This window comes from Streptomyces sp. NPDC048383 (assembly GCF_040651775.1).
GTDB lineage: Bacteria > Actinomycetota > Actinomycetes > Streptomycetales > Streptomycetaceae > Streptomyces.
The window spans coordinates 15872-35311 of the sequence record NZ_JBEZKS010000023.1; the positions used below are offsets into that span (position 1 = coordinate 15872).

Annotated in this window: 10 protein-coding genes; 7 read left to right on the forward strand and 3 right to left on the reverse strand. The window is 74.4% G+C overall.

Annotated features, from left to right (window positions below; all coding sequences use genetic code 11):
- The first annotated feature begins 154 nt into the window (after positions 1-154).
- Complete coding sequence (locus AB0D46_RS17905; protein WP_362878393.1) at positions 155-1021, forward strand: hypothetical protein; 867 nt, start codon at positions 155-157, stop codon at positions 1019-1021.
- A 52-nt stretch (positions 1022-1073) separates the two neighbouring features.
- Here AB0D46_RS17905 and AB0D46_RS17910 read toward each other — a convergent pair whose 3' ends face one another.
- Positions 1074-1841: a tyrosine-protein phosphatase gene (locus tag AB0D46_RS17910; protein WP_362878395.1), complete on the reverse strand. Its 768-nt coding sequence runs from the start codon at positions 1839-1841 to the stop codon at positions 1074-1076.
- Between the two features lie 168 nt (positions 1842-2009).
- Positions 2010-2330, reverse strand: coding sequence for a nuclear transport factor 2 family protein (locus AB0D46_RS17915; RefSeq protein ID WP_362878397.1), 321 nt, complete (start codon positions 2328-2330; stop codon positions 2010-2012).
- Between the two features lie 199 nt (positions 2331-2529).
- Between AB0D46_RS17915 and AB0D46_RS17920 the strand changes: the two genes are divergently transcribed.
- Positions 2530-6570, forward strand: coding sequence for a BTAD domain-containing putative transcriptional regulator (locus AB0D46_RS17920; protein ID WP_362878398.1), 4041 nt, complete (start codon positions 2530-2532; stop codon positions 6568-6570).
- A 73-nt stretch (positions 6571-6643) separates the two neighbouring features.
- Here the strand turns inward: AB0D46_RS17920 and AB0D46_RS17925 are convergent, their stop codons facing one another.
- Positions 6644-6820, reverse strand: a complete 177-nt coding sequence (locus AB0D46_RS17925) for a hypothetical protein (RefSeq protein WP_362878400.1) — start codon at positions 6818-6820, stop codon at positions 6644-6646.
- A 278-nt stretch (positions 6821-7098) separates the two neighbouring features.
- Here AB0D46_RS17925 and AB0D46_RS17930 point away from each other — a divergent pair, with 278 nt between their 5' ends.
- The 5 genes from AB0D46_RS17930 to AB0D46_RS17950 all read left to right on the forward strand — a co-directional run bounded on the left by AB0D46_RS17930 (position 7099) and on the right by AB0D46_RS17950 (position 19434).
- Positions 7099-8571: a helix-turn-helix domain-containing protein gene (locus AB0D46_RS17930; RefSeq protein WP_362878402.1), complete on the forward strand. Its 1473-nt coding sequence runs from the start codon at positions 7099-7101 to the stop codon at positions 8569-8571.
- Positions 8572-9057: 486 nt separating this feature from the next.
- On the forward strand, positions 9058-15573 hold the full coding sequence (locus AB0D46_RS17935) for an amino acid adenylation domain-containing protein (protein WP_362878403.1): 6516 nt from the start codon (positions 9058-9060) through the stop codon (positions 15571-15573).
- Positions 15570-16361, forward strand: a complete 792-nt coding sequence (locus AB0D46_RS17940; RefSeq protein WP_362878405.1) for an alpha/beta fold hydrolase — start codon at positions 15570-15572, stop codon at positions 16359-16361. Before AB0D46_RS17935 ends, AB0D46_RS17940 begins: the two co-directional genes overlap by 4 nt.
- 128 nt (positions 16362-16489) lie before the next feature.
- The gene (locus tag AB0D46_RS17945; RefSeq protein WP_362878406.1) at positions 16490-17557 is read left to right on the forward strand and encodes a TauD/TfdA family dioxygenase; all 1068 of its coding nucleotides are present in this window, start codon (positions 16490-16492) and stop codon (positions 17555-17557) included.
- Between the two features lie 5 nt (positions 17558-17562).
- Positions 17563-19434, forward strand: a complete 1872-nt coding sequence (locus AB0D46_RS17950; RefSeq protein ID WP_362878408.1) for a non-ribosomal peptide synthetase — start codon at positions 17563-17565, stop codon at positions 19432-19434.
- Positions 19435-19440 lie beyond the last annotated feature (6 nt).

The following is a 19440-nucleotide window of genomic DNA, read 5'->3' on the forward strand; positions in this document are numbered from 1 at the left end:
TGTAATGGTTGTCACATGATCCGGAACCACGCCGCCGGCCCCGGAACGCGCCCGCACCCCGCCCGCCGGCCCGCGCGGGCGCTTCGGCGCGAAAGACGCCCGCCGCCCGGGCCGACCTCCCTATACTTCCCGGGCACCGAGGGGGGTGGTACGCGTGTCCCGAGTCGTGATGTGCCATGGCATCGGCTACCAGTACAAGCACCGCGAGACCGAGCTCAGCGCCTGGTACGAGGCCCTGCGACTGGGCATGAACGACACCGCGGTGGCGGTCCCGCCCCCGGAGCAGGTGTCGGCCGTGTACTACGGCAACTGCTACCGCAGCCTGGGCGCCAAGGGCCCGACCACCGAAGAGGACGAGTTCGCGCTCATCCCGCCCCTGCGCGAGGAGGACGTGCGCGATCCGCTGGAGCACGAACTGCTGGAGGCCATCGCCTCGGGACTCGACGCGCCCCCCGCCGGCGGCAGGGGCGTGGCCCAGGCCGCGCTGCGCAGGCTGGAGTCCTCCCCCGCGCTGGGCCTGCCGCCGGCCCGGGTGGTGATCCGGCTCGTCCGGCAGGTGCGGCGCTACCTCGACGAACAGGACACGGTCCGCGCCTGCGCCCAGGAGCGCTTCGCCCGGGTGGTCACCCCCGACACCCGGGTCGTCGTCGCGCACTCCCTCGGCTCGGTCGTCGCGTACGAGGCGCTCCGCGCCGACCACCCGGAGTGGAACGTCGACACCCTGATCACCCTGGGCTCGCCGCTGGGCATCCGCGCGGTCCGGGAGCGGCTCGCGCCCGGGCCGGGGGGCGATGACGCCGCGCCGTGGCCGAACGTGGCGCGCTGGATCAACGTGGCGGCCGACGAGGACCCCGTCGCGCTGGTGAAGAAGCTGGGGCCGCTCTTCGGCGACCGCGTCGAGGACCGGCTCGTGGTCAACGCGGGCCTGAGCCGCTTCGTCCTCGGCGGCCACTCCCTGCTGCGCTACCTCACCACGAGCGAGGTCGCCGAGGGGATCGCGGACGCCCTGCGGCCGGAGTGACCGGAGCGAGCGGCGCCGCCGCGCCCCTCGGGCCCGTCGGGCGCCGGTCGCGTCAGACCCGGTCCGGGAGGGGGGTGAGCAGGCGCTCCCGGAGGCGGGTTTGGGTGGCGGGGGTGATGCCGACGGGGCCGGTGAGGTACGCGGAGGGGGAACCGTAGCGGGTCGCCAGGTCCGCGAGGACGAGGGCCATGACGCCGGCCGGGGCCCGCCCGTAGGAGGGCCAGCGCAGGGTGCGGCCGGGGTGCGCGGCCCGCCAGTCGGCGACGAGGCGCTCGGTGGCGAGCTCGGTCAGCGCGAAGTCGGCGAGGATCTCCTCCTGCGGGACGTCCAGGAGGGTGAGGACGAAGGCGGCGATGAGCCCGGTGCGGTCCTTGCCCGAGGCGCAGTGGAACACGGTGGGGCCGGGGCCCTCGGCGATGAGCTCGATGGCCTCCCGGATCTCCACGACGCCGTCCTCGGCCACCTCGGCGAACCGGTCGGCGAGGTAGCGCCAGGGGTCGGTGTCCGGGTCGATCTCGGCCTGGTCGTAGGGCCGGTGCTCGATGCTGTGGTTGGCCCAGGTGAACAGGTGCGCCTCGGGCACCCGGCCGCGCCGCTCGATCTCCCAGGGGTAGCGCAGGTCGATGACGGTCCGCACGCCCAGTCCGAGGAACCGCTCCCAGTCCGCGCCTTCGAGCTTCGCGAGGTTGTCGGAGCGGTAGAGCACACCGCTGACGACGGTGCGTCCGTCGGCCGTCCGGTAGCCGCCCAGGTCACGGAAGTTGTGCAGGCGCTCGAACGCGATGTGGCGGGAGGGCGGTGCTTCGTGCGGACGGGACAACCGGGGCTCCTGGGTGCGGTGCGGCGTGGTGCGGCGTGGCGTGGTGCGGCGTGGTGCGGCGTGGTGCGTCTTCGGCCGTGCTGCGCCTTCGGCCGTGGTCCGGCGGCGCCTCGGGGTGCTTCGGTGGGCCCCAGGATGCCGGCCCGTGTGCACGGGCCACCGGTCGGGTCAGCGGTAGTAGCGGCGACAGGCCCGCAGCATGCCCTCGGCCGAGAGGGTGAACACGTCCACGAACTCGCTCTGTTGGGGCGACAGGCGGCCCATCACGACCACGCAGTCCCCGTCGGCGACGATCCGGTTGATGTGGTGGCGGACCCCGGCCGGTCGGGGACATTCGAGGTCGGTGCCGAGGGTGCCGGCGTGCAGGAGCGAGCCGTAGCCGTCGAGGTCGCCGGCGTCCAAGTAGTCGTAGGCGAGCCGTACGTGGTCGACCCCGGAGTCGGTGACGACGCGACTGGGCGGTACCCGCCCGGCGTGCCGACTGGTCATGGGCAGTCCTTTCGTACGGCCGCACCCCCTCCGGGTGCCGACGGCCCCACCTTCCTCCCGATCCACAACTCGGGGCTATCCCTTGCCTATCACGCTTCACCACCACGCAATCTCCACACCATGGACAACCGGAGAGGTGTTCGGGGAGACTGACCCCGCGCTCCACCCGTTCACTGGCGTGCCTCCAGCTGGGAGTCTCATGACCGTTTCGCCCGGCGGGGTTCCGCACACCCCGGACACGGTGGTGTTCCGCATCCTCGGACCGTTACAGGTGACCGGCCCCTTCGGGCCGGTCAGGATTCCCCCGGGGCGGCAGGAGGTCATTCTGGCCGCCCTGCTGCTTGAGGCGAACCGGGTCGTCAGTACCGACTACCTGGTCGACCTGATCTGGGACGACGAGCCACCGGACACGGCCCGCACGCAGGTGCAGATCTGCGTGTCACGGCTGCGCAAGCTGTTCTCCACGGCGCGGATCGCCGCCGCCATCACCACCCGGCCGCCGGGGTACGCCCTCAAGACGGAGGGCGATCTCGTCGACGCGGCGATCTTCGGCCGCCGGGTCGCGGAGGCGCGCACCCTCGGCAAGCGGGCGGAGCGGGCCGGGGCGGTGGAACTGCTGCTCGCGGCGGCGGAGTTGTGGCAGGGCGACTGCCTCAGCGGGGTGTCGAGCGAGACGCTGCGCAGCAAGGCCCTGCAGTTGGACGAGGAGCGGCTGACGGCCGCCGAGACCCGGATCGATCTCGAACTCGACCTGGGCCGGCACCATCAACTCGTCGGCGAGATCCAGTTGCTGGTACGGGTCCACCCGCTGCGGGAGCGGCTGCGCGGGCAGCTGATGCTGGCCCTGTACCGCTCGGGCCGGCAGGCCGAGGCGCTGGAGAGCTACCGGGTCGGACGGGAACTCCTCGTGGAGGAACTCGGACTGGAGCCCGGCGGCGAGCTGCGGCAGTTGGAACGGGCCATCCTCTCGGGCGACGTCCCGCCGGTGCCGTTTCCCGGGGCGACTCCCGGAAAGGGGCCGGATCCGGACGGCGCCGGGCAGGCGGGGCACGCCGGTGGGGTGTCGGCGGCAGCGGGGGGCCCGGGAGGCTCCGGCGGGTCCGAGGGCTACGGCGGCGGCCCGGGCGGGTCGGAGGGCTACGGCGGCGGCCCGGGCGGGTCGGAGGGCTCGGGGAGCTACGGCCGCCCGGACGCCGGCTCGGTCCGGGCGGAGGCCCCGGACGGCTACGGCCGGGGTGGTGGCCCGGCTTCGTCGGGCCTGCCGGGCGACGGCGCCGCTCCGGAAGGTCCGGATGTCGGTGCGCGGGGTCCGGGCCGGGACGTGCCCGGGGGCGGCGCCCCGACGGACCCCGACGCGGGCCGACCCGGTGGCGGCGGCCCGACGGGGGGCGGATTCGACGCGGGCTCACCCGGTGGTGGCGCATCGCGGTTCCCGGCCCTGCCGGGCCGGCCCGGCGGGGCGGACGCCCTCGGGGGCGCCCTCGTCGGCGCGCTGCTCGCCGGCCCGACGGACCCCGGCGCCGGCGCGCGGACCCCGCAGGGCGCAGCCCCCGGCGGCGCGGAAGCGTCGGCGGGCGGGGGCGACGCCGGCGGGGCGGCGCCGGCGGCGGGCCCGTCCGGATCGGACCGCCCAGGCGGCGCCCGCCCCCGCGGCGCGCCCGCGTCCGGCGGGGACGCCCGCGCGGTGGCCTTCCTCGGCGCGGGGTCCCACCCCGACGACCGAGCCGACGCGGCGGCCTTCCTCGGCACGGACTCCCGACGGGACGACCGCGCCGACGCGGTGGCCTTCGGCGCGGACCGCCCCGACGACCGCGCCGGGTCGGCGGCGGCATCGGGCGCCCCGGGGTCGGGGGCGCCGAGCGGGTCGTGGGGCGCCGGCGGGGTGGAGAGACCCGGCGGGGCGTACGGGGGGCCCGCGCAGGCGGGTCCGTACCGTGAGGAGACGCCCCGTCAGCTACCGGCCGACACCTCGGACTTCGTGGGCGACGAGGAGCGGATCCAGAACATCGAACGGGCGTTGCTCGGCGACGGCACCCGTCGGGCCGTCGGACTGGCCGTGATCGTCGGCAAGCCGGGCACCGGCAAGTCCACCCTGGCCACGCACATCGCGCACCGGCTCGGCGATTCCGCTTTCCCCGGCGGCCAGTTGTACTGCGACCTGCGCGGTACCGGCACCCCGGCCACCTCCGGCGAGGTGCTCGGCCGGTTCCTGCGCGCGCTCGGCATCCCGGGCCCCGTGATCCCCGAATCGCAGGACGAGCGCGCCGAGATGTACCGGACGCTGCTCGCCTCCCGGCGGGTCCTGGTGGTGTTGGACGACGCCGGGTCGGAGAGTCAGATCCGGCCGCTGCTGCCGGGGAGCAACAGTTGCGCCGTCCTGGTGACCAGCCGGGTCCGGCTCACGGGCCTGCCCGGGGCGCACCGGGTGGAGCTCGACGTGATGAGCACCGGGCACGCCGTGGAGCTGCTGGTGCGGGTGATCGGGGCGGAGCGGGTGGCCGCCGAGGGCGTCGCCGCCGAGGCGCTGATCCGGACCGTGGGCGGGCTGCCGCTCGCCCTGCGGATCGTCGCGGCCCGGCTGGCGGCGCGTCCGCACTGGACGCTCGCGTCGATGGTGCACCGCCTCGCCAACGAGCGGCACCGGCTGGACGAGCTGACCCACGGCGAGATGACGATGCGGGCCAGCCTCTCGCTCACCCACGACGGGCTCGCCTCGGAGGACCGCCGCCTGTTTCGGCTGTTGAGCCTCGCGCAGGGCCCGACGCTGCCGGGCTGGCTGGCGGGGCCGCTGCTCGACGATCCCCGGCCCTTCGCCTCCGATCTGCTGGAGCCGCTGGTCGACGTACAGATGTTGGACGTCGTCGGGATGGAGTCCACGGGTGGGTTCCGCTACCGCTTCCACGAGATCATCCGGGTCTTCGCCCGGGAGCAGTTGGCGGCGCACCACGATCCGGCCGACCAGCGGGCGGCGACGGCCCGGATGCTCGGCGGTTGGATGTCGCTGGCCGAGCAGGCCCACCGGCGCATCTACGGCGGGGACTTCACCGTCCTGCACGGCGGCGCGCCACGCTGGGAGCCGCCGCAGGGTTGTGTGGACGAGCTGTTGGTGGATCCGTTGGAGTGGCTCGACAGCGAGCACGCGAATCTGGTGCAGGCCGTGGAGCACGCGGCCGGGGCGGGGATGGACGAGCTGTGCTGGGACCTGGCGACGACGCTGGCCACCCTGTTCGAGGGACGGGGCTACTTCGACGACTGGGAGCGTACGCACCAACTGGCCCTGCAGTGCGCGCGGTCGGCCGGCAACACCCGGGGCACGGCGGCCCTGCTCAGCTCGCTCGGCGTGCTCTACCTCGGGCGCAGTCAGAGCGAGGAGTCCCGGGCCGCGCTGACGCAGGCGCTCGGCCTGTTCGAGGAGTTGGGCGAGCGGCAGGGGCTGGCGCTGTGCCACCGCGACCTGGCGTTGCTGGAACGGATGCGGGGCAACGAGGACCACGCGCTGACGCTGTACGACCGGGCGTTGCGGGATTTCGACCGGGCCGGTGACGTGGTGGGGCGAGCCATCGTCCTGACGCAGAGCGCGCACATCTGGATGCGGCGCGGGCAGACGTCGGCCGCGCAGAGCCGTCTCGACGAGGCGCTCGGCATCTACCGTTCGGTGGGGTACACCGGCGGTCAGGCACGCACGCTGCGGCGGGCGGGCCAGCTGCTCCAGGGGCAGGGCGAGCACGAGCGGGCGGTGACGACGTTCACCGAGGTGCTGGAACTGTGCCGGGACAGCGGGGACGTCATCGGCGAGGGGCACCTGTTGCGGGACCTGGGGCACGCGCACGCCGAGATGGGCCGGTGCGAGGCGGCTCGCGGGTTCTACGCGCAGGCGCTCTCGGTGCGGGAGCAGATCATGGACCAGGGCGGCGCCGCGCTGGTACGGCTCGACCTGGCGCGGCTGCTCGTGGCGAGCGGGGGTGCCGGGGAGCGGTCGCGGTCCCGGGAGCTGTTGGAAAGTGCGGTACGGGCCTTCCGCGACCGGCGGATGGAGCCCGAACTGGCCGAGGCCGAGAAGATGCTGGGCGTGTCTGCGACGGCGGGGGCGCAGCCGGGCGCGGGCGGCGCGGTGATCGGGATCGCTCCCGCCGCGGTCGGGGTCCCTCTCGGGGCCCTGCCGGGCCTGTTGCCCGCGGTGCCGGGGCCGGCCGTGGCCGTGGTGCGCGCGCCGGCGGCGGGGTCCGCCGCCGGGGTCTGACCGTCCGCCGGGTCCCGTGGTGTCCGGGGCCCGGTCCCGCCGTCCCCGCGCGGGGCGTCGGGCGGGGTCGGGGTCAGTCCCACGGGTTGGTGTTGGTGGAGGCGCCGGCCGCCGGAACGGCCTGCGGGCCGGCGCCGAGGGTGGTGACGGCGCTCGCACCGGCGGCGTGGGCGGCCTGGGCTCCGAGGACGGTCGTTCCGGCGAGGGCGACGGTGACGAAGGCGGTGCGCAGGGCGTGGGAGACGGTCATGTCGGGTCCTTTCATCGGTGCGCTCCGGGGGCTTCCGGGGCGCTTCCTTCTTTCTGGACACCAACGTAGGAACGGCCGGAATCCCCGGACCGGCCGTGCCCCTATCGCCGCGCTATCACGGGATGCTCGTGGCGGTCCGGAGTGCCGATAGGGCCGACGGGGCGGACGCTGTTCGTGGGGTGATGCCAACGCGATAGCGCCCTGCTGAGGATGGGGAACAGGAACCGGGCCGTCACCCCTGGCCCTGTCGTTCTCCCTCACCGTCCCCGGGAGCGCCCATGAACACCGATACCACCACGGACACGAGCACGGACCGGCGCCACGGCATCCCCGCGGCGCCCCCGCAGGAGACCTCCCGGGTGGGAGCCCTGATACGGGCCCACCGGCTGCGGATCGGGCTCACACAGCGGGAGTTGGCCGACTTGTCGACGATCAGCGTGCGGGCCATCCGCGATCTGGAGCAGGGCAAGGCCAGACGGCCCCGCCCCGACACCGTACGGCTGATGGCCGACGCCCTGCGGCTGGGGCAGCGGGCGCGGGCCGCGCTGGAGGCCGCCGCCCAGCAGGGCCGGGCCGGCGGGATGTGCTGGGCGCAGCCTCCGGCGCCACCGACCGCGTTGCACGCGATGCCGGGCCGGGACGCCGAAACGGGCGTCCTGGTGCGGGAGTTGCTGTCGGGTACCGAGCGGCTGGTGCATCTGGTGGGGCTGGGCGGGGTGGGCAAGACGCGGTTGGCCCTGGAGGTGGCCGAGCGGGTGCACGGCGCCGGGATGCCGGTGCTCTGGTACGGGTTCCCGGGCGCGTCGGCCGACTATCTGGCGCACGGCGACGGGGAGTTGTCGGATCGGGTGGCCGGGGCCGTGGCCGAGTTGTGCGGCCCGCCGGGGCGGGACGGGATCGCCGTGGGGCCGGACGGGCCGCTGCTCCCGGGGGTCGGCGCGGCCGGGTTCGGGGTGGCCGGGTTCGGCGTGGCCGGGTTCGGGGTGGCGGCGCTCGCGGAGCTGGTGGGTGAGCAGCGGGTGTTGCTCGTGCTGGACGGGGCGCCCGTGACCCCGGAGCGGTGCGACGGGCTGACCGGACTACTGCGGGCCTGCCCGGGACTGCGCCTACTGATCACCTCGGAGCAGCCGTGGGAGGTGCCGGGCGAGCGGATCTTCCTGCTGGCTCCGCTGGAGGTACCGGCCGAGGGCGCGGTGGACGCCGGTTCCCCCGCGGTGCGGGTGTTCCTGGACCACGTACGGCGCGTGCGGCCGGAGTTCGCTCCCGGGCCGGTCGACATGGAGCTGGTGGCCCGGCTGTGCCGGCGGCTCGACGGGCATCCGGGGGCGCTCGCCTCGGCGGCGTCCTGGCTGGTGGTGTGCGATCTGGCGACGCTGTGCCGGGGCCTGGACTCCGATCCGGTGGCGCTCCTCGACCACCTCGGCGGGGGTGCGGGCGCGGACCGTTTCCGGATGGCCCTGCGCCACCGGCTGGGCCGCCTGTCGGCGGGGGCCCGGGAGCTGTTGGACGCCCTGTGCGCGCGGGTCCCGGAGGTCGGGGCGGGCTGCGACGGCGCCGAGTTCGATCTGACGGGCATCACCGTCCTGACCGGTCGCAGCCTGCCCGAGTCGGGTCGGATGCTGCGGGAGTTGCTGATCGCGGGCGCCGTCCGGGCCGCACACGAGAGCGGCGGCTCCCGCTTCCGGGTCCTGGGCCTCGTCCGGTCCGCGATCCGCGACAGCTCCGGAGCGGCGACCGCGCTCGCTCCCTAGTGCTGTGACCGGAAAGGTCCACCGGGTCGCGGCGCCCGGCACGGCACCTCGCCGCGTTGTCGGACCACGGAAGTACGTCCAGTACGAACCGCGGCCCTCCGCCTTGCGATGCACCGCACCGAACACCGCGACCCGGCAAACCTTTCCGGCCACAGCACTAGCGGGGCCCCCGGCCCGCCGGCCCGCGCCCGGCCGCCGGCGGTTCGCGGGAGCGGACGGCGCGGCGCCCCTCGCCCGAGTGTCCCTCCGGGAGGTCTGGTCACCAAAGAGGCCTGCACGAGCCGAGTTGACGCCGCCGGGGCGCGCCCGCCGCGTTGTCCCGACGGGCCGTGCCCGTCGCTCTTCCTGCCGCCCAACTGCTGCCGGAGTGCCGGAGCAACTGCCGCCCGCGGGGCGGACCGCCGGTTGGATGACGTACAGCCGGAACACCGCCCCGTCGGGCGGCCGACTTCCCACCCCCGCCACCCCCTCGCGAGGAGCATCCGCATGTCCCCCACCGCGTCCGAACGCAGCAGCGCGCACGGGCCGGCCGCTGTGCGGCTGCCCCTGTCGGCGGCGCAGCGCGACATCTGGATGGCCCACGGACTCGACGCCTCGGGCTGCCGCTACAACATCGGCGAGTACCGGGAGCTGGTCGGGCCGCTGGACCCGGAGCTGCTGGCCCGCGCCTGGCAGCAGCTCGCCCGGGAGGCGGACGTCCTGCGCGTGCGGGGCACCGGATCCGACGAGGACGGCGGGCTGTGGCAGCTGCTGCACCCCGAACCGGCGGGCCGCCGGCTGGAATTCCGCGACTTCGGGGACGCCGCGGATCCCGTGGGGGCGGCCGGCGCGTGGATGGCCGAGGAGCTGGCCCGGCCCTTCGACCTGGCCGGTGACTGGCTGACCCGGCACGCCCTGCTCAAGGCGGGCACCACCGGCGGCGGTGAGCAGCGGTGGTTCTACTTCCACGCGTTCCACCACCTGGTGGTCGACGGCATGGGCGTGGCGCTGCTGGACCGGCGGCTGGTCGAGCTGTACGAGCGGGGGGCCGCGGGCGAACCCTGGGGGCCCACCCCGTTCGGGACATTGGCTGACGTACTGGAGGAGGACGCGGCGCATCGGGTGTCCCCGGAGGCGGCCGCGGAGCGGGCCCACTGGGCGGCACACCTCGCGGAGCTGCCGCAGACCCCGCGCCTCGGCGAGGGCCGCTCGGGCCGGACGGCGCCGGGCGCGCTGCCCTTCGTACGGCGGACCGTGCTGCTGTCGCCGGACCGGGCGGAGCGGCTGCGGCAGGTGGCCCGGGCGCACCGGGCGCCGTGGACGATGCTGGTGATCGCGCTGGTCGGGGCGTACGTGCACCGGGTTTCCGGCAGCCCCGAGCCGGTGCTGGGGCTGCCGGTGACCGGTCGGCGCACGGATCTGGCGCGGCGTACGCCGGCCATGCTGTCGAACGTCATCCCGCTGCGGGTGCCCGTGCGGGCGCAGGGGACGACGGGCGAGCTGCTGGCGACGGTGGTCGCCGAGGCGCGGCAGGGTCTGGCGCGGCAGCGCACCCGGTACGAGGACATGTGCCGCGATCTGGGGTTGGGCGAGACGGACCGGCGGATCACGGCGCCGCTGGTGAACATCATGGCGTTCACCCCGGGGATGCGGTTCTGCGGTCTGCCGACGACGCAGCACAACATGAGCAACGGCCCGGTCGAGGACCTGGCGGTGGGGGTGTACGACCTCGGTCCGGAGGGCGGGCTGCGGATCGACTTCGACGCGGCGCCCGAGGTGTGCGACCTGGAGGCGGTGGCAGGGCACCAGGACCGTTTCCTGCGGTTCGTGGAGTCGGTACTCGCCGAACCCGAACTACCGCTGAGCGAACTTGAGTTGCTGGGTACGGTGGAGCGCCGACAGGTGTTGGAGGAGTGGACCGGGATCCGGGTGGAGACCGGCGGGGCCACCCTGGTCGACCGTTTCGAGGAGCAGGCCCGGTTGCGGCCCGGCGCCCGCGCGGTCGTGTTCGGCGGGCAGGAGCTCTCGTACGGGGAGCTGAACGCCCGCGCCAACCGGCTCGCCCATCACCTCATCGCCCGGGGTCTGGGGCGCGGCGACCTCGCCGGGATCCTCCTCGACCGCGGCACCGACCTCGCCGTCGCCCTGCTGGCCGTCACCAAGACCGGCGCCGGCTACGCCCTCCTCGACCCCGAGTTCCCCGACGAACGCCTCACCCGCACCGCCCACGACGCCGGACTGGCCGTCCTCGTCACGGACGGCGGCCACCACTCCCGTCTCACCGGTCCCTGGCGGGTGGTGCGGCTGGACGCGGAGGCGGCCGTGGTCGCGGCGGCGGAAGGCACGAATCCCGGGGTGGGGTTGTCGTGGGAGGACGTGGCGTGCGTGATGTTCACGTCCGGGTCGACGGGCCGGCCGAAGGGGATCTTGTCCTCGCACCGCAACCTGGTCTCCACCCTCACCGCCCAGACCTACGCGAGCTTCGGCCCCGGTGAGACCTTCCTCCAGTGCTCGCCCGTGTCGTGGGACGCCTTCAGCCTCGAATTCTGGGGAGCACTGCTCCACGGCGGAAGCACCGTTCTCCAACCGGGACAGCGCCCCGAGCCGGCGGTGCTGTCGGAGCTGGCACAGAAACACCGCGTGACGATGCTCCAGCTGTCCTCCAGCCTGTTCAACTACCTCACCGACGAGCACCCGGAGACCTTCACCACCACCCGCGTCGTCTACACCGGCGGCGAACCCGCCTCCCCCGCCCACGTCCACCGCCTCCAGCGGCTCCACCCCCACCTCACCATCACCAACGGCTACGGCCCCGCCGAATCCATGGGCTTCACCACCACCCACACCATCGAACCCACCCCCGAGGTCCAGGGCCCCCTGCCCATCGGCCGACCGCTCATCAACAAGCACGCCTACGTGCTGGACGCGAGGCTGCGGCCCTCCCCTCCCGGCACCACCGGGGAGCTGTACCTGGCCGGCGACGGCATCGCCCACGGCTACCTCGCCCAACCCACCACCACCGCCACCCACTTCGTCCCCAACCCGTACGGACCCCCCGGCAGCCGCCTCTACCGCACCGGCGACCAGGCCCACTGGGACACCCACGGCAACCTCCACTACACCGGCCGCACCGACACCCAGATCAAGATCCGCGGCTTCCGCATCGAACCCACCGAAATCGAAACCACCCTCACCACCCACCCGCAGATCACCCAGGCCACCCTGGTCCACTCGGACGGACAGCTGATCGCGTACGTGACGGCGGTCCCGGGGAGCCCCGCGGCCGCGCCGGCGCCGGACGGCCTGCGGGCCTGGCTGCGGGAGCGGCTGCCCGAGCACATGGTCCCGGCCCGCTTCGTCGTACTGGACCGGCTGCCGCTGACCCCCAACGGGAAGATCGACAGGGCCGCCCTGCCGGAGGTCGGCCCCGTCCCGACCGAGGGCGGCCGGCAGCCGCGCAACGAGGCCGAGGAACTGGTGCGGGGCCTGGTCGCTGAGGTCCTGGGGGTGCGCGACCCGCTGTCCATGGACGACGACTTCTTCGAGTTCGGCGGTCACTCGCTGCTCGCCGCCCGCCTCGTCCACCGCCTCGGCGCCACCCTCGGCGTCACCCTCACCCTCCGCGACGTCTTCCAGCACCCCACCCCCGCCGCCCTGACCCGGCGGATCGAGGCCGTCTCGTCCCGACCCGCCCTGCCCCCGCTCTCCCCCCACGGTCCGCGTCCCGAACGGCTCCCGCTGTCCTTCGCGCAGCAACGACTGTGGCTGGTGGACGGGTTGGCCGGGCCGGCCGGGAACGAGGGGAAGGGCGCCGCCTACAACGTCCCGATGGCGGTCCGGCTGGAGGGCGAGCCGGACGTCGCCGCGCTGCGCGCCGCCTTCGAGGACCTCGCCGGCCGCCACGAGCCGCTGCGCACCCGCTTCGCCACGGCGGACGGGGACCCGTACCAGGTCATCGATCCGACCCCCGGCCACTCCTTCACCTCCCGCACCGTCCCGGCCGACGCGCTCGACGCCGAACTCCTCGCCGAGGCCCGCCACTCCTTCGACCTGGCCACCGAACACCCCTTGCGCGTGACCCTGTTGTGCGGCGCGCCCGGGCAGTACACGATGCTGGTCCTGCTGCACCACATCGCCACCGACGGCCGGTCCCTGCTCCCCCTGTTCGAGGACCTGTCGCTGGCCTACGCCGCCCGCCGGGACGGGCGTTCGCCCGACTGGGCGCCGCTGCCGGCCGCGTACGCCGACTTCGCGCTCTGGCAGCGCACGGCCCTGACCGGCCCCGGCACGGCCGACGGCGGGGTGGCGTTGGACGCCCAGCTCGCCCACTGGAGGACGGCGCTGGCCGGGCTCCCCGAGGAGTTGGGGCTGCTGCACGACCGACCGCGTCCGCCGGTGGCCGGGCAGCGCGGCGGGGTCGTGCGGGTGGACTTCGGCGCCGAGCTGTACCGGGGGGTCGTGGAGCTGGCGCGGGCCGAGCGGTGCACGCCGTTCATGGTGGTGCAGGCGGCCCTGGCGGCGACCCTGACCCGGCTCGGCGCCGGTACGGACGTACCGCTCGGGGCTCCCGTCGCGGGCCGCCCGTACGAGTCGCTGGACCCGCTGGTCGGGTTCTTCGTCAACACCCTGGTGCTGCGGACCGACACCTCCGGGAACCCGGCGTTCCGTGAGCTGCTGGCCCGGGTGCGTGCCGCGGACCTGGATGCCTTCGCCCATCAGGAGGCCCCGTTCGACCTGGTCCTGGAGGCGGTGAACCCGGCGCGCTCGGCGGCCCGGCATCCGCTGTTCCAGGTGTGCCTGGCCGTGGAGTCCGGCCCCCGGCCGGCCCCCGGGTTCCCCGGCCTGCGGGCCGGGCCGGCCGAGCCGCTGGCGACGGGGGCGGTCAAGTTCGACCTGGAGTTCCTGCTGCACGCCGAGGACGGATCGGGGTTGACGGGCGCGGTGCTCTACAGCCGCGACCTGTACGAGCACGCCACCGTGGAGCGGATGGCGGGCATGCTGCGGCGCACGCTGGAGCAGGTGGCCCGGGAGCCGCGGGTGCTCTTGTCGGAGCTGGAGTTGCTGGGCACGGCGGAGCGGCGCCGGGTGCTGGAGGAGTGGAGCGGCGTCCGCGCCGGGAACCGGGACAGCGGCACGGTCCGGGAAACGGGGAGCGGCGGGGCGGACTCAGGACCGGGCCATGGCGGGGCGAGCGCACGGCCGGTCACCCTCGTCGGCCGTTTCGAGGAGCAGGCCCGGTTGCGGCCCGGCGCCCGCGCGGTCGTGTTCGGCGGGCAGGAGCTCTCGTACGGGGAGCTGAACGCCCGCGCCAACCGGCTCGCCCATCACCTCATCGCCAGGGGTCTGGGGCGCGGCGACCTCGCCGGGATCCTCCTCGACCGCGGCACCGACCTCGCCGTCGCCCTGCTGGCCGTCACCAAGACCGGCGCCGGCTACGCCCTCCTCGACCCCGAGTTCCCCAACGAACGCCTCGCCCGTACCGCCGACGACGCCGGACTGGCCGTCCTCGTCACCGACACCCGCCACCACACGCGTCTCACCGGCCCCTGGCACGTGATCAGCCTGGATGCCGACGCGGAAACGATCGCCGTCCGGGATCCGGGCGCGCCGGGGGTCGTGCTGACTCCGGACGACGTGGCGTGCGTGATGTTCACGTCCGGGTCGACGGGCCGGCCGAAGGGGATCCTGTCCTCGCACCGCAACCTGGTCTCCACCCTCACCGCCCAGACCTACGCGAGCTTCGGCCCCGACGAGACCTTCCTCCAGTGCTCGCCCGTCTCGTGGGACGCCTTCAGCCTCGAATTCTGGGGAGCACTGCTCCACGGCGGAAGCACCGTTCTCCAACCGGGACAGCGCCCCGACCCGGCCCTGATCGCGGTCCTCACGCAGCAGCACCGCGTGACGATGCTCCAGCTGTCCTCCAGCCTGTTCAACTACCTCACCGACGAGCACCCGGAGACCTTCACCACCACCCGCGTCGTCTACACCGGCGGCGAACCCGCCTCCCCCGCCCACGTCCACCGCCTGCAACAGCTCCACCCCCACCTCACCATCACCAACGGCTACGGCCCCGCCGAATCCATGGGCTTCACCACCACCCACACCATCGAACCCACCCCCGAGGTCCAAGGCCCCCTGCCCATCGGCCGACCGCTCACCCACAAGCACGCCTACGTCCTCGACGGCCACCTCAACCCCGTGCCCGCCGGCACCACCGGCGAGCTGTACCTGGCCGGCGACGGCATCGCCCACGGCTACCTCGCCCAACCCACCACCACCGCGAGCCACTTCGTCCCCAACCCGTACGGACCCCCCGGCAGCCGCCTCTACCGCACCGGCGACCAGGCCCACTGGGACACCCACGGCAACCTCCACTACACCGGCCGCACCGACACCCAGATCAAGATCCGCGGCTTCCGCATCGAACCCACCGAAATCGAAACCACCCTCACCACCCACCCGCAGATCACCCAGGCCACCCTCGCCACCCACCCGGACCACCACAACACCCCGCAACTAACGGCCTACCTGGTCACCACCGAGCCGGCCCCGGCTCCGCAGGACGTCCGCCTCTGGCTTCGGACCCTGCTGCCCGACCACATGGTTCCGGCGTTCGTGGTCCTGCTGGACCGGCTGCCGCTGACCCCCAACGGCAAGATCGACCGGAGCGCCCTGCCGTCGCCCCGTACGCAGACCACGCCCGGCGGCCGGGAACCGCGCACCCCGCTGGAGGAGACGGTCCGTACCTCCTTCAGCGAGGCGCTGGGCACGCCGTCGCCACTGTCGATCGACGACGACTTCTTCGACCACGGCGGCCACTCGCTGCTCGCCGCCCGCCTCACCCACCGTCTCGGTACCGCCCTCGGCGTCACCCTCACCCTCCGCGACGTCTTCCAGCACCCCACCCCGGCCACCCTCGCGCACCACATCGGGACGCGGCTGCAGGCCGCCCCTCCCACACCACGACGTGCCAGGCCGGCCCTGCGCCGCCGCACCCCCGACCAGGAACGGAGTTCCTCATGAGCCACGACCAGCAGTCGGACTTCCAGCCCGCACCCGACGACGTCGTCTGGGACCTGCCGGGCGAAGGCCCGCAACGCACCGCGCTGTTGGTGCTGCCCCACGCCGGCGGGAACGCCCACGCGTACGCACAGTGGCGCGACCACCTCCCGCCGGACGTCCGGCTCCTCATCGGCCAGTACCCGGGCCGCGGCGCCCGCTTCGCCGAGGACCTGCCCCGGGACATCGGTGACCTGGCCGGGCCGGTGGTGGCGGCCCTGCCCGCCGGGGTCGCCGACGACCTGGTGGTGCTGGGGCACAGCATGGGCTCGCTCGTCGCGTTCGAGGTCGTACGCAGCCTCCAGGCGGCGGGCCGTACGCCGAGGGCCCTGGTCGTCTCGGCCTGCCGGGCGCCGTTCCTGGCCAACCCGTGCGCCGTCCACCCCGAACTCCTCGACGACGACGGCCTGGTGGCCGCGATCAAGGAGCGCGGCGGCACCGACGACGGCATCCTCGACGAGCCGGAGCTCCGCGAGATCATCCTGCCGTCCATCCGTGCCGACTTCGCGATCGACGACGTCTACCGGTGCGAGGAGTCCGCGGCCCGCGTGGAGTGCCCGGTAACGGTGATCGGCGGGGACGTCGACCCCGTCGCGCCCGCCGCCTCCCTGGACCGCTGGGCCCGCATCACCGACCGCGGGTTCTCCTCGCACGTGCTGCCGGGCGGCCACTTCTACTTCCAGGAGCGGCTCCCCGAGTTCTTCGCGGTGCTGGCCCCGGTGGTCGGCGGCCACGCCCCGGCCCCCGCCTGACCCCGGTCCGGCCGCGCCACCGCGCCCCTTCCCTGCCCCGCACTCCGTTGCACTTCTCCGCGCTCCTCCGTATTCCTCTGCCTTCCCCCGCATTCCTCCGCATTCCTCCGCATCCCGAGGGAAAACCCATGACCATCACGCACACCGAAGCGTCACCGGCCCCGACCCCGCAGCCGGCCGCCGGCACCGGCATCGACCCCGTCCGTGAGCCCGGCAAGCCCGTCGTCGTGCACACCCCGGCCGGGCTCGGCCTCGCCGCCTCCGTCGCCTGGCTGACCGAGCACCGAGCGGCGATCCAGGCCGAGTTGCTGCGCAGCGGGGCCGTCCTGCTGCGCGGACTGCCCGTCGAGGACGCGGCCTCCTTCGCCGCCGCCCGGGACGCCCTGATCGAACGGCGCGCCGGTTACAAGGAGAAGGCCACTCCGCGCACCGACTTCGGCGAGGGCGTGTTCTCCTCCACCGACCTGCCCGCCGTGCAGCCGATCCGGCTGCACAACGAGAACAGCTACACCCTCGACTTCCCCGGCGTCCTGCTGTTCGGCTGCGTGACCGCCCCCGAGGAGGGCGGCGCCACCACCGTCGGCGACATGCGCGAGGCCCTGCGGCTGCTGCCGCCGGAGTTGGTCCGCCGCTTCGAGCGGGCCGGCTGGCTCCTCGTACGGAACTACTCGGAACTGGCCGGGCTGCCCTGGTACAAGACCTTCGCGACCGAGGACAAGGCGGTGGCGCAGGCGTACTGCGAGGAGAACACGATCGGCTACGAGTGGACCGACGAGGGCGACTCGATGATCACCCGGCAGCGTCGCTCGGCGATCGTCACCCACCCGGTGACGGGCGAGCGGACCTGGTTCAACCACTTCGCGTTCTGGAACAGCCGCACCCTCGACCCCGACGTCCGCGAGGTGCTCCTCGACACGTACGGCGAGGACGGGCTGCCGTTCAACACCTACCTGGGTGACGGCTCCCGGCTCACCGACGCCGAGGTCGACGCGGTCAACGCCGTCTACGACCGGGTCACCGTACGGGAGACCTGGCGGACGGGCGACCTGATGATCGTCGACAACATCCTGTGCGCGCACGGCCGCGAGGCCTACCGGGGCGACCGGAAGATCCTCGTCGCGATGGGCGAGCCGGTCGCGCTGGCCGACTGCGCGCCCGCCACCCAGCCCTCCACCACCGTCCACACCGGGGAGTGACCGCCGTGACCGCCGTACTTCCCGAACGTTCCCGCACCCACGCGGCCCCCTCGTCCGTACCGGACCTGCTGGAGCGGCTCGCCCAGGCACCCGCCGGCCGTACCGCCGTCGTCGCGGGCGGCGACGAGCTGACCTTCGCCGCGCTGCGCGCGGGTGCGACGCGGTTCGCCGACCGGCTGACCGCGCGGGGCATCGGCCCCGAGAGCGTGGTGGCGCTGTGCCTGCCGCGCGGCGCGGACCTGGTCGTGGCGCTGATCGGCACCCTGACCGCGGGGGCCGCCTACCTGCCGGTGGATCCGAAGTTGCCCGCCGAGCGGCGGAGTTACCTGGTCGAGGACGCGCGCGCCGACCTGGTCGTCACGGCCGGGGAGGGCGACGGGCCGGCGGCAGCAGGCGTACCGAACCTGCCGGTGGCCGAACTGCTGTCACCGGCGCCGGAGCGGCCCTACGCCCCGGTGACCGTCGGCGCCGACACCCTCGCGTACGTCATCTACACCTCCGGCTCCACCGGCCGCCCCAAGGGCGTCGAGATCGGCCGGGCGGCCGTGTCCGCGCTGCTGGCCGAGCTGGAGGAGTCGGACATCGCGGTGACGGACGGCGGCCGGGTCGGCTGGAACGCCTCGCCGTCCTTCGACGCCTCCGTCCAGCAGTGGGTGCGGCTGTGCCGGGGCGACACCCTGGTCATGATCGACGAGGAGACCCGCGCGGACCCGGCGCTGCTGGCCCGCTTCGTCGACGAACAGGCCCTGACCGACCTGGACATCACCCCCTCGCACGCCGATCCGCTGCTGGACCTGATCAGCGCCGACGGCGGACCGCGCCCGCTGACCCTGCTGGTCGGCGGGGAGGCCGTCAGCCCCGCGCTGTGGCGGCGCCTGGACTTCCTGGGCGCACGCGGGGTGCTGCGTACGGTCAACCTGTACGGGCCGACCGAGTGCACGGTCGACGCCACCGCCGGCTGGGTCGACGCCGGCGGCGAGCCGCACATCGGCCGGGTGCTGCCCGGGCTGCGGATGCGGGTCCTGGACGCGGCGCTGAACCCGGTGCCGGAGGGCGGCAGCGGCGAGCTGTACCTCGCGGGGCCGCGGGTGGCCCGCGGCTACCGGGGGCGGCCGGCTCTGACGGCGGAACGGTTCGTCCCGGACCGGGCGAAGGACTCCGGCGACGGTGCCGGCGACGGTTACGGCTACGGCGACGGCCCCGTCGGGGACCGCGGCGGGCGCATGTACCGCACCGGTGACCTGGTCCGGGTGTTGCCCGAGGGGCGACTGGCCTACCTCGGTCGCGCCGACGGGCAGATCAAGCTGCGCGGCCACCGGATCGAGCTCCGGGAGGTCGAGGCCGCGGTGGCCGCGGCGCCCGGGGTCGCCGAGGCGGTCGTCGTCCTGCACCCGGAGGCGCACGGGGCCCCCGGCCTGGTGGCCTATCACCGGGGCGACGGGCCGGCCGTCGCCGAGGGGCGGTTGCGGGCCCACCTGGAAGCCGTCCTGCCCGCCTACATGGTTCCATCGCTGTTCGTGGCCCTGGACCGGTTCCCGACCACCGTCAACGGCAAGGTCGACCGGGCGGCCCTGCCCGCCCCGGCCACCGCCGCGCCCCTGTCCCCGGCCGGGCCGGCCGACGACGGGCTGAGCGCCTCGCAGCGGCTGATCGCGAAGGTGTGGGCCACCGTGCTCGGCGCCCCGCGGATCGGCCCCGACGACAACTTCTTCAAGCTCGGTGGCCATTCGCTGCTCGCCATCAAGCTGGTCTCGCGGGTCCGCGCCGAACTGGGCGTCGCCCTACCCGTGAAGGCCGTCTACGCCAACCCGCGCCTGCGGGACCTGGCCGCCCACATCGACACGCTCGTGGCGGCCACCGCGGGCCAGGACCGTTGAGGACGC

Bases quoted from the DNA above. Each gene is read 5' to 3' on its own strand.
- AB0D46_RS17915 (WP_362878397.1), bottom strand. From the start codon at position 2,330: ATGACCAGTCGGCACGCCGGGCGGGTACCGCCCAGTCGCGTCGTCACC.
- AB0D46_RS17925 (WP_362878400.1), bottom strand. From the start codon at position 6,820: ATGACCGTCTCCCACGCCCTGCGCACCGCCTTCGTCACCGTCGCCCTC.
- AB0D46_RS17945 (WP_362878406.1), top strand. From the start codon at position 16,490: ATGACCATCACGCACACCGAAGCGTCACCGGCCCCGACCCCGCAGCCG.
- AB0D46_RS17935 (WP_362878403.1), top strand. From the start codon at position 9,058: ATGTCCCCCACCGCGTCCGAACGCAGCAGCGCGCACGGGCCGGCCGCT.
- AB0D46_RS17940 (WP_362878405.1), top strand. From the start codon at position 15,570: ATGAGCCACGACCAGCAGTCGGACTTCCAGCCCGCACCCGACGACGTC.
- AB0D46_RS17920 (WP_362878398.1), top strand. From the start codon at position 2,530: ATGACCGTTTCGCCCGGCGGGGTTCCGCACACCCCGGACACGGTGGTG.
- AB0D46_RS17930 (WP_362878402.1), top strand. From the start codon at position 7,099: ATGAACACCGATACCACCACGGACACGAGCACGGACCGGCGCCACGGC.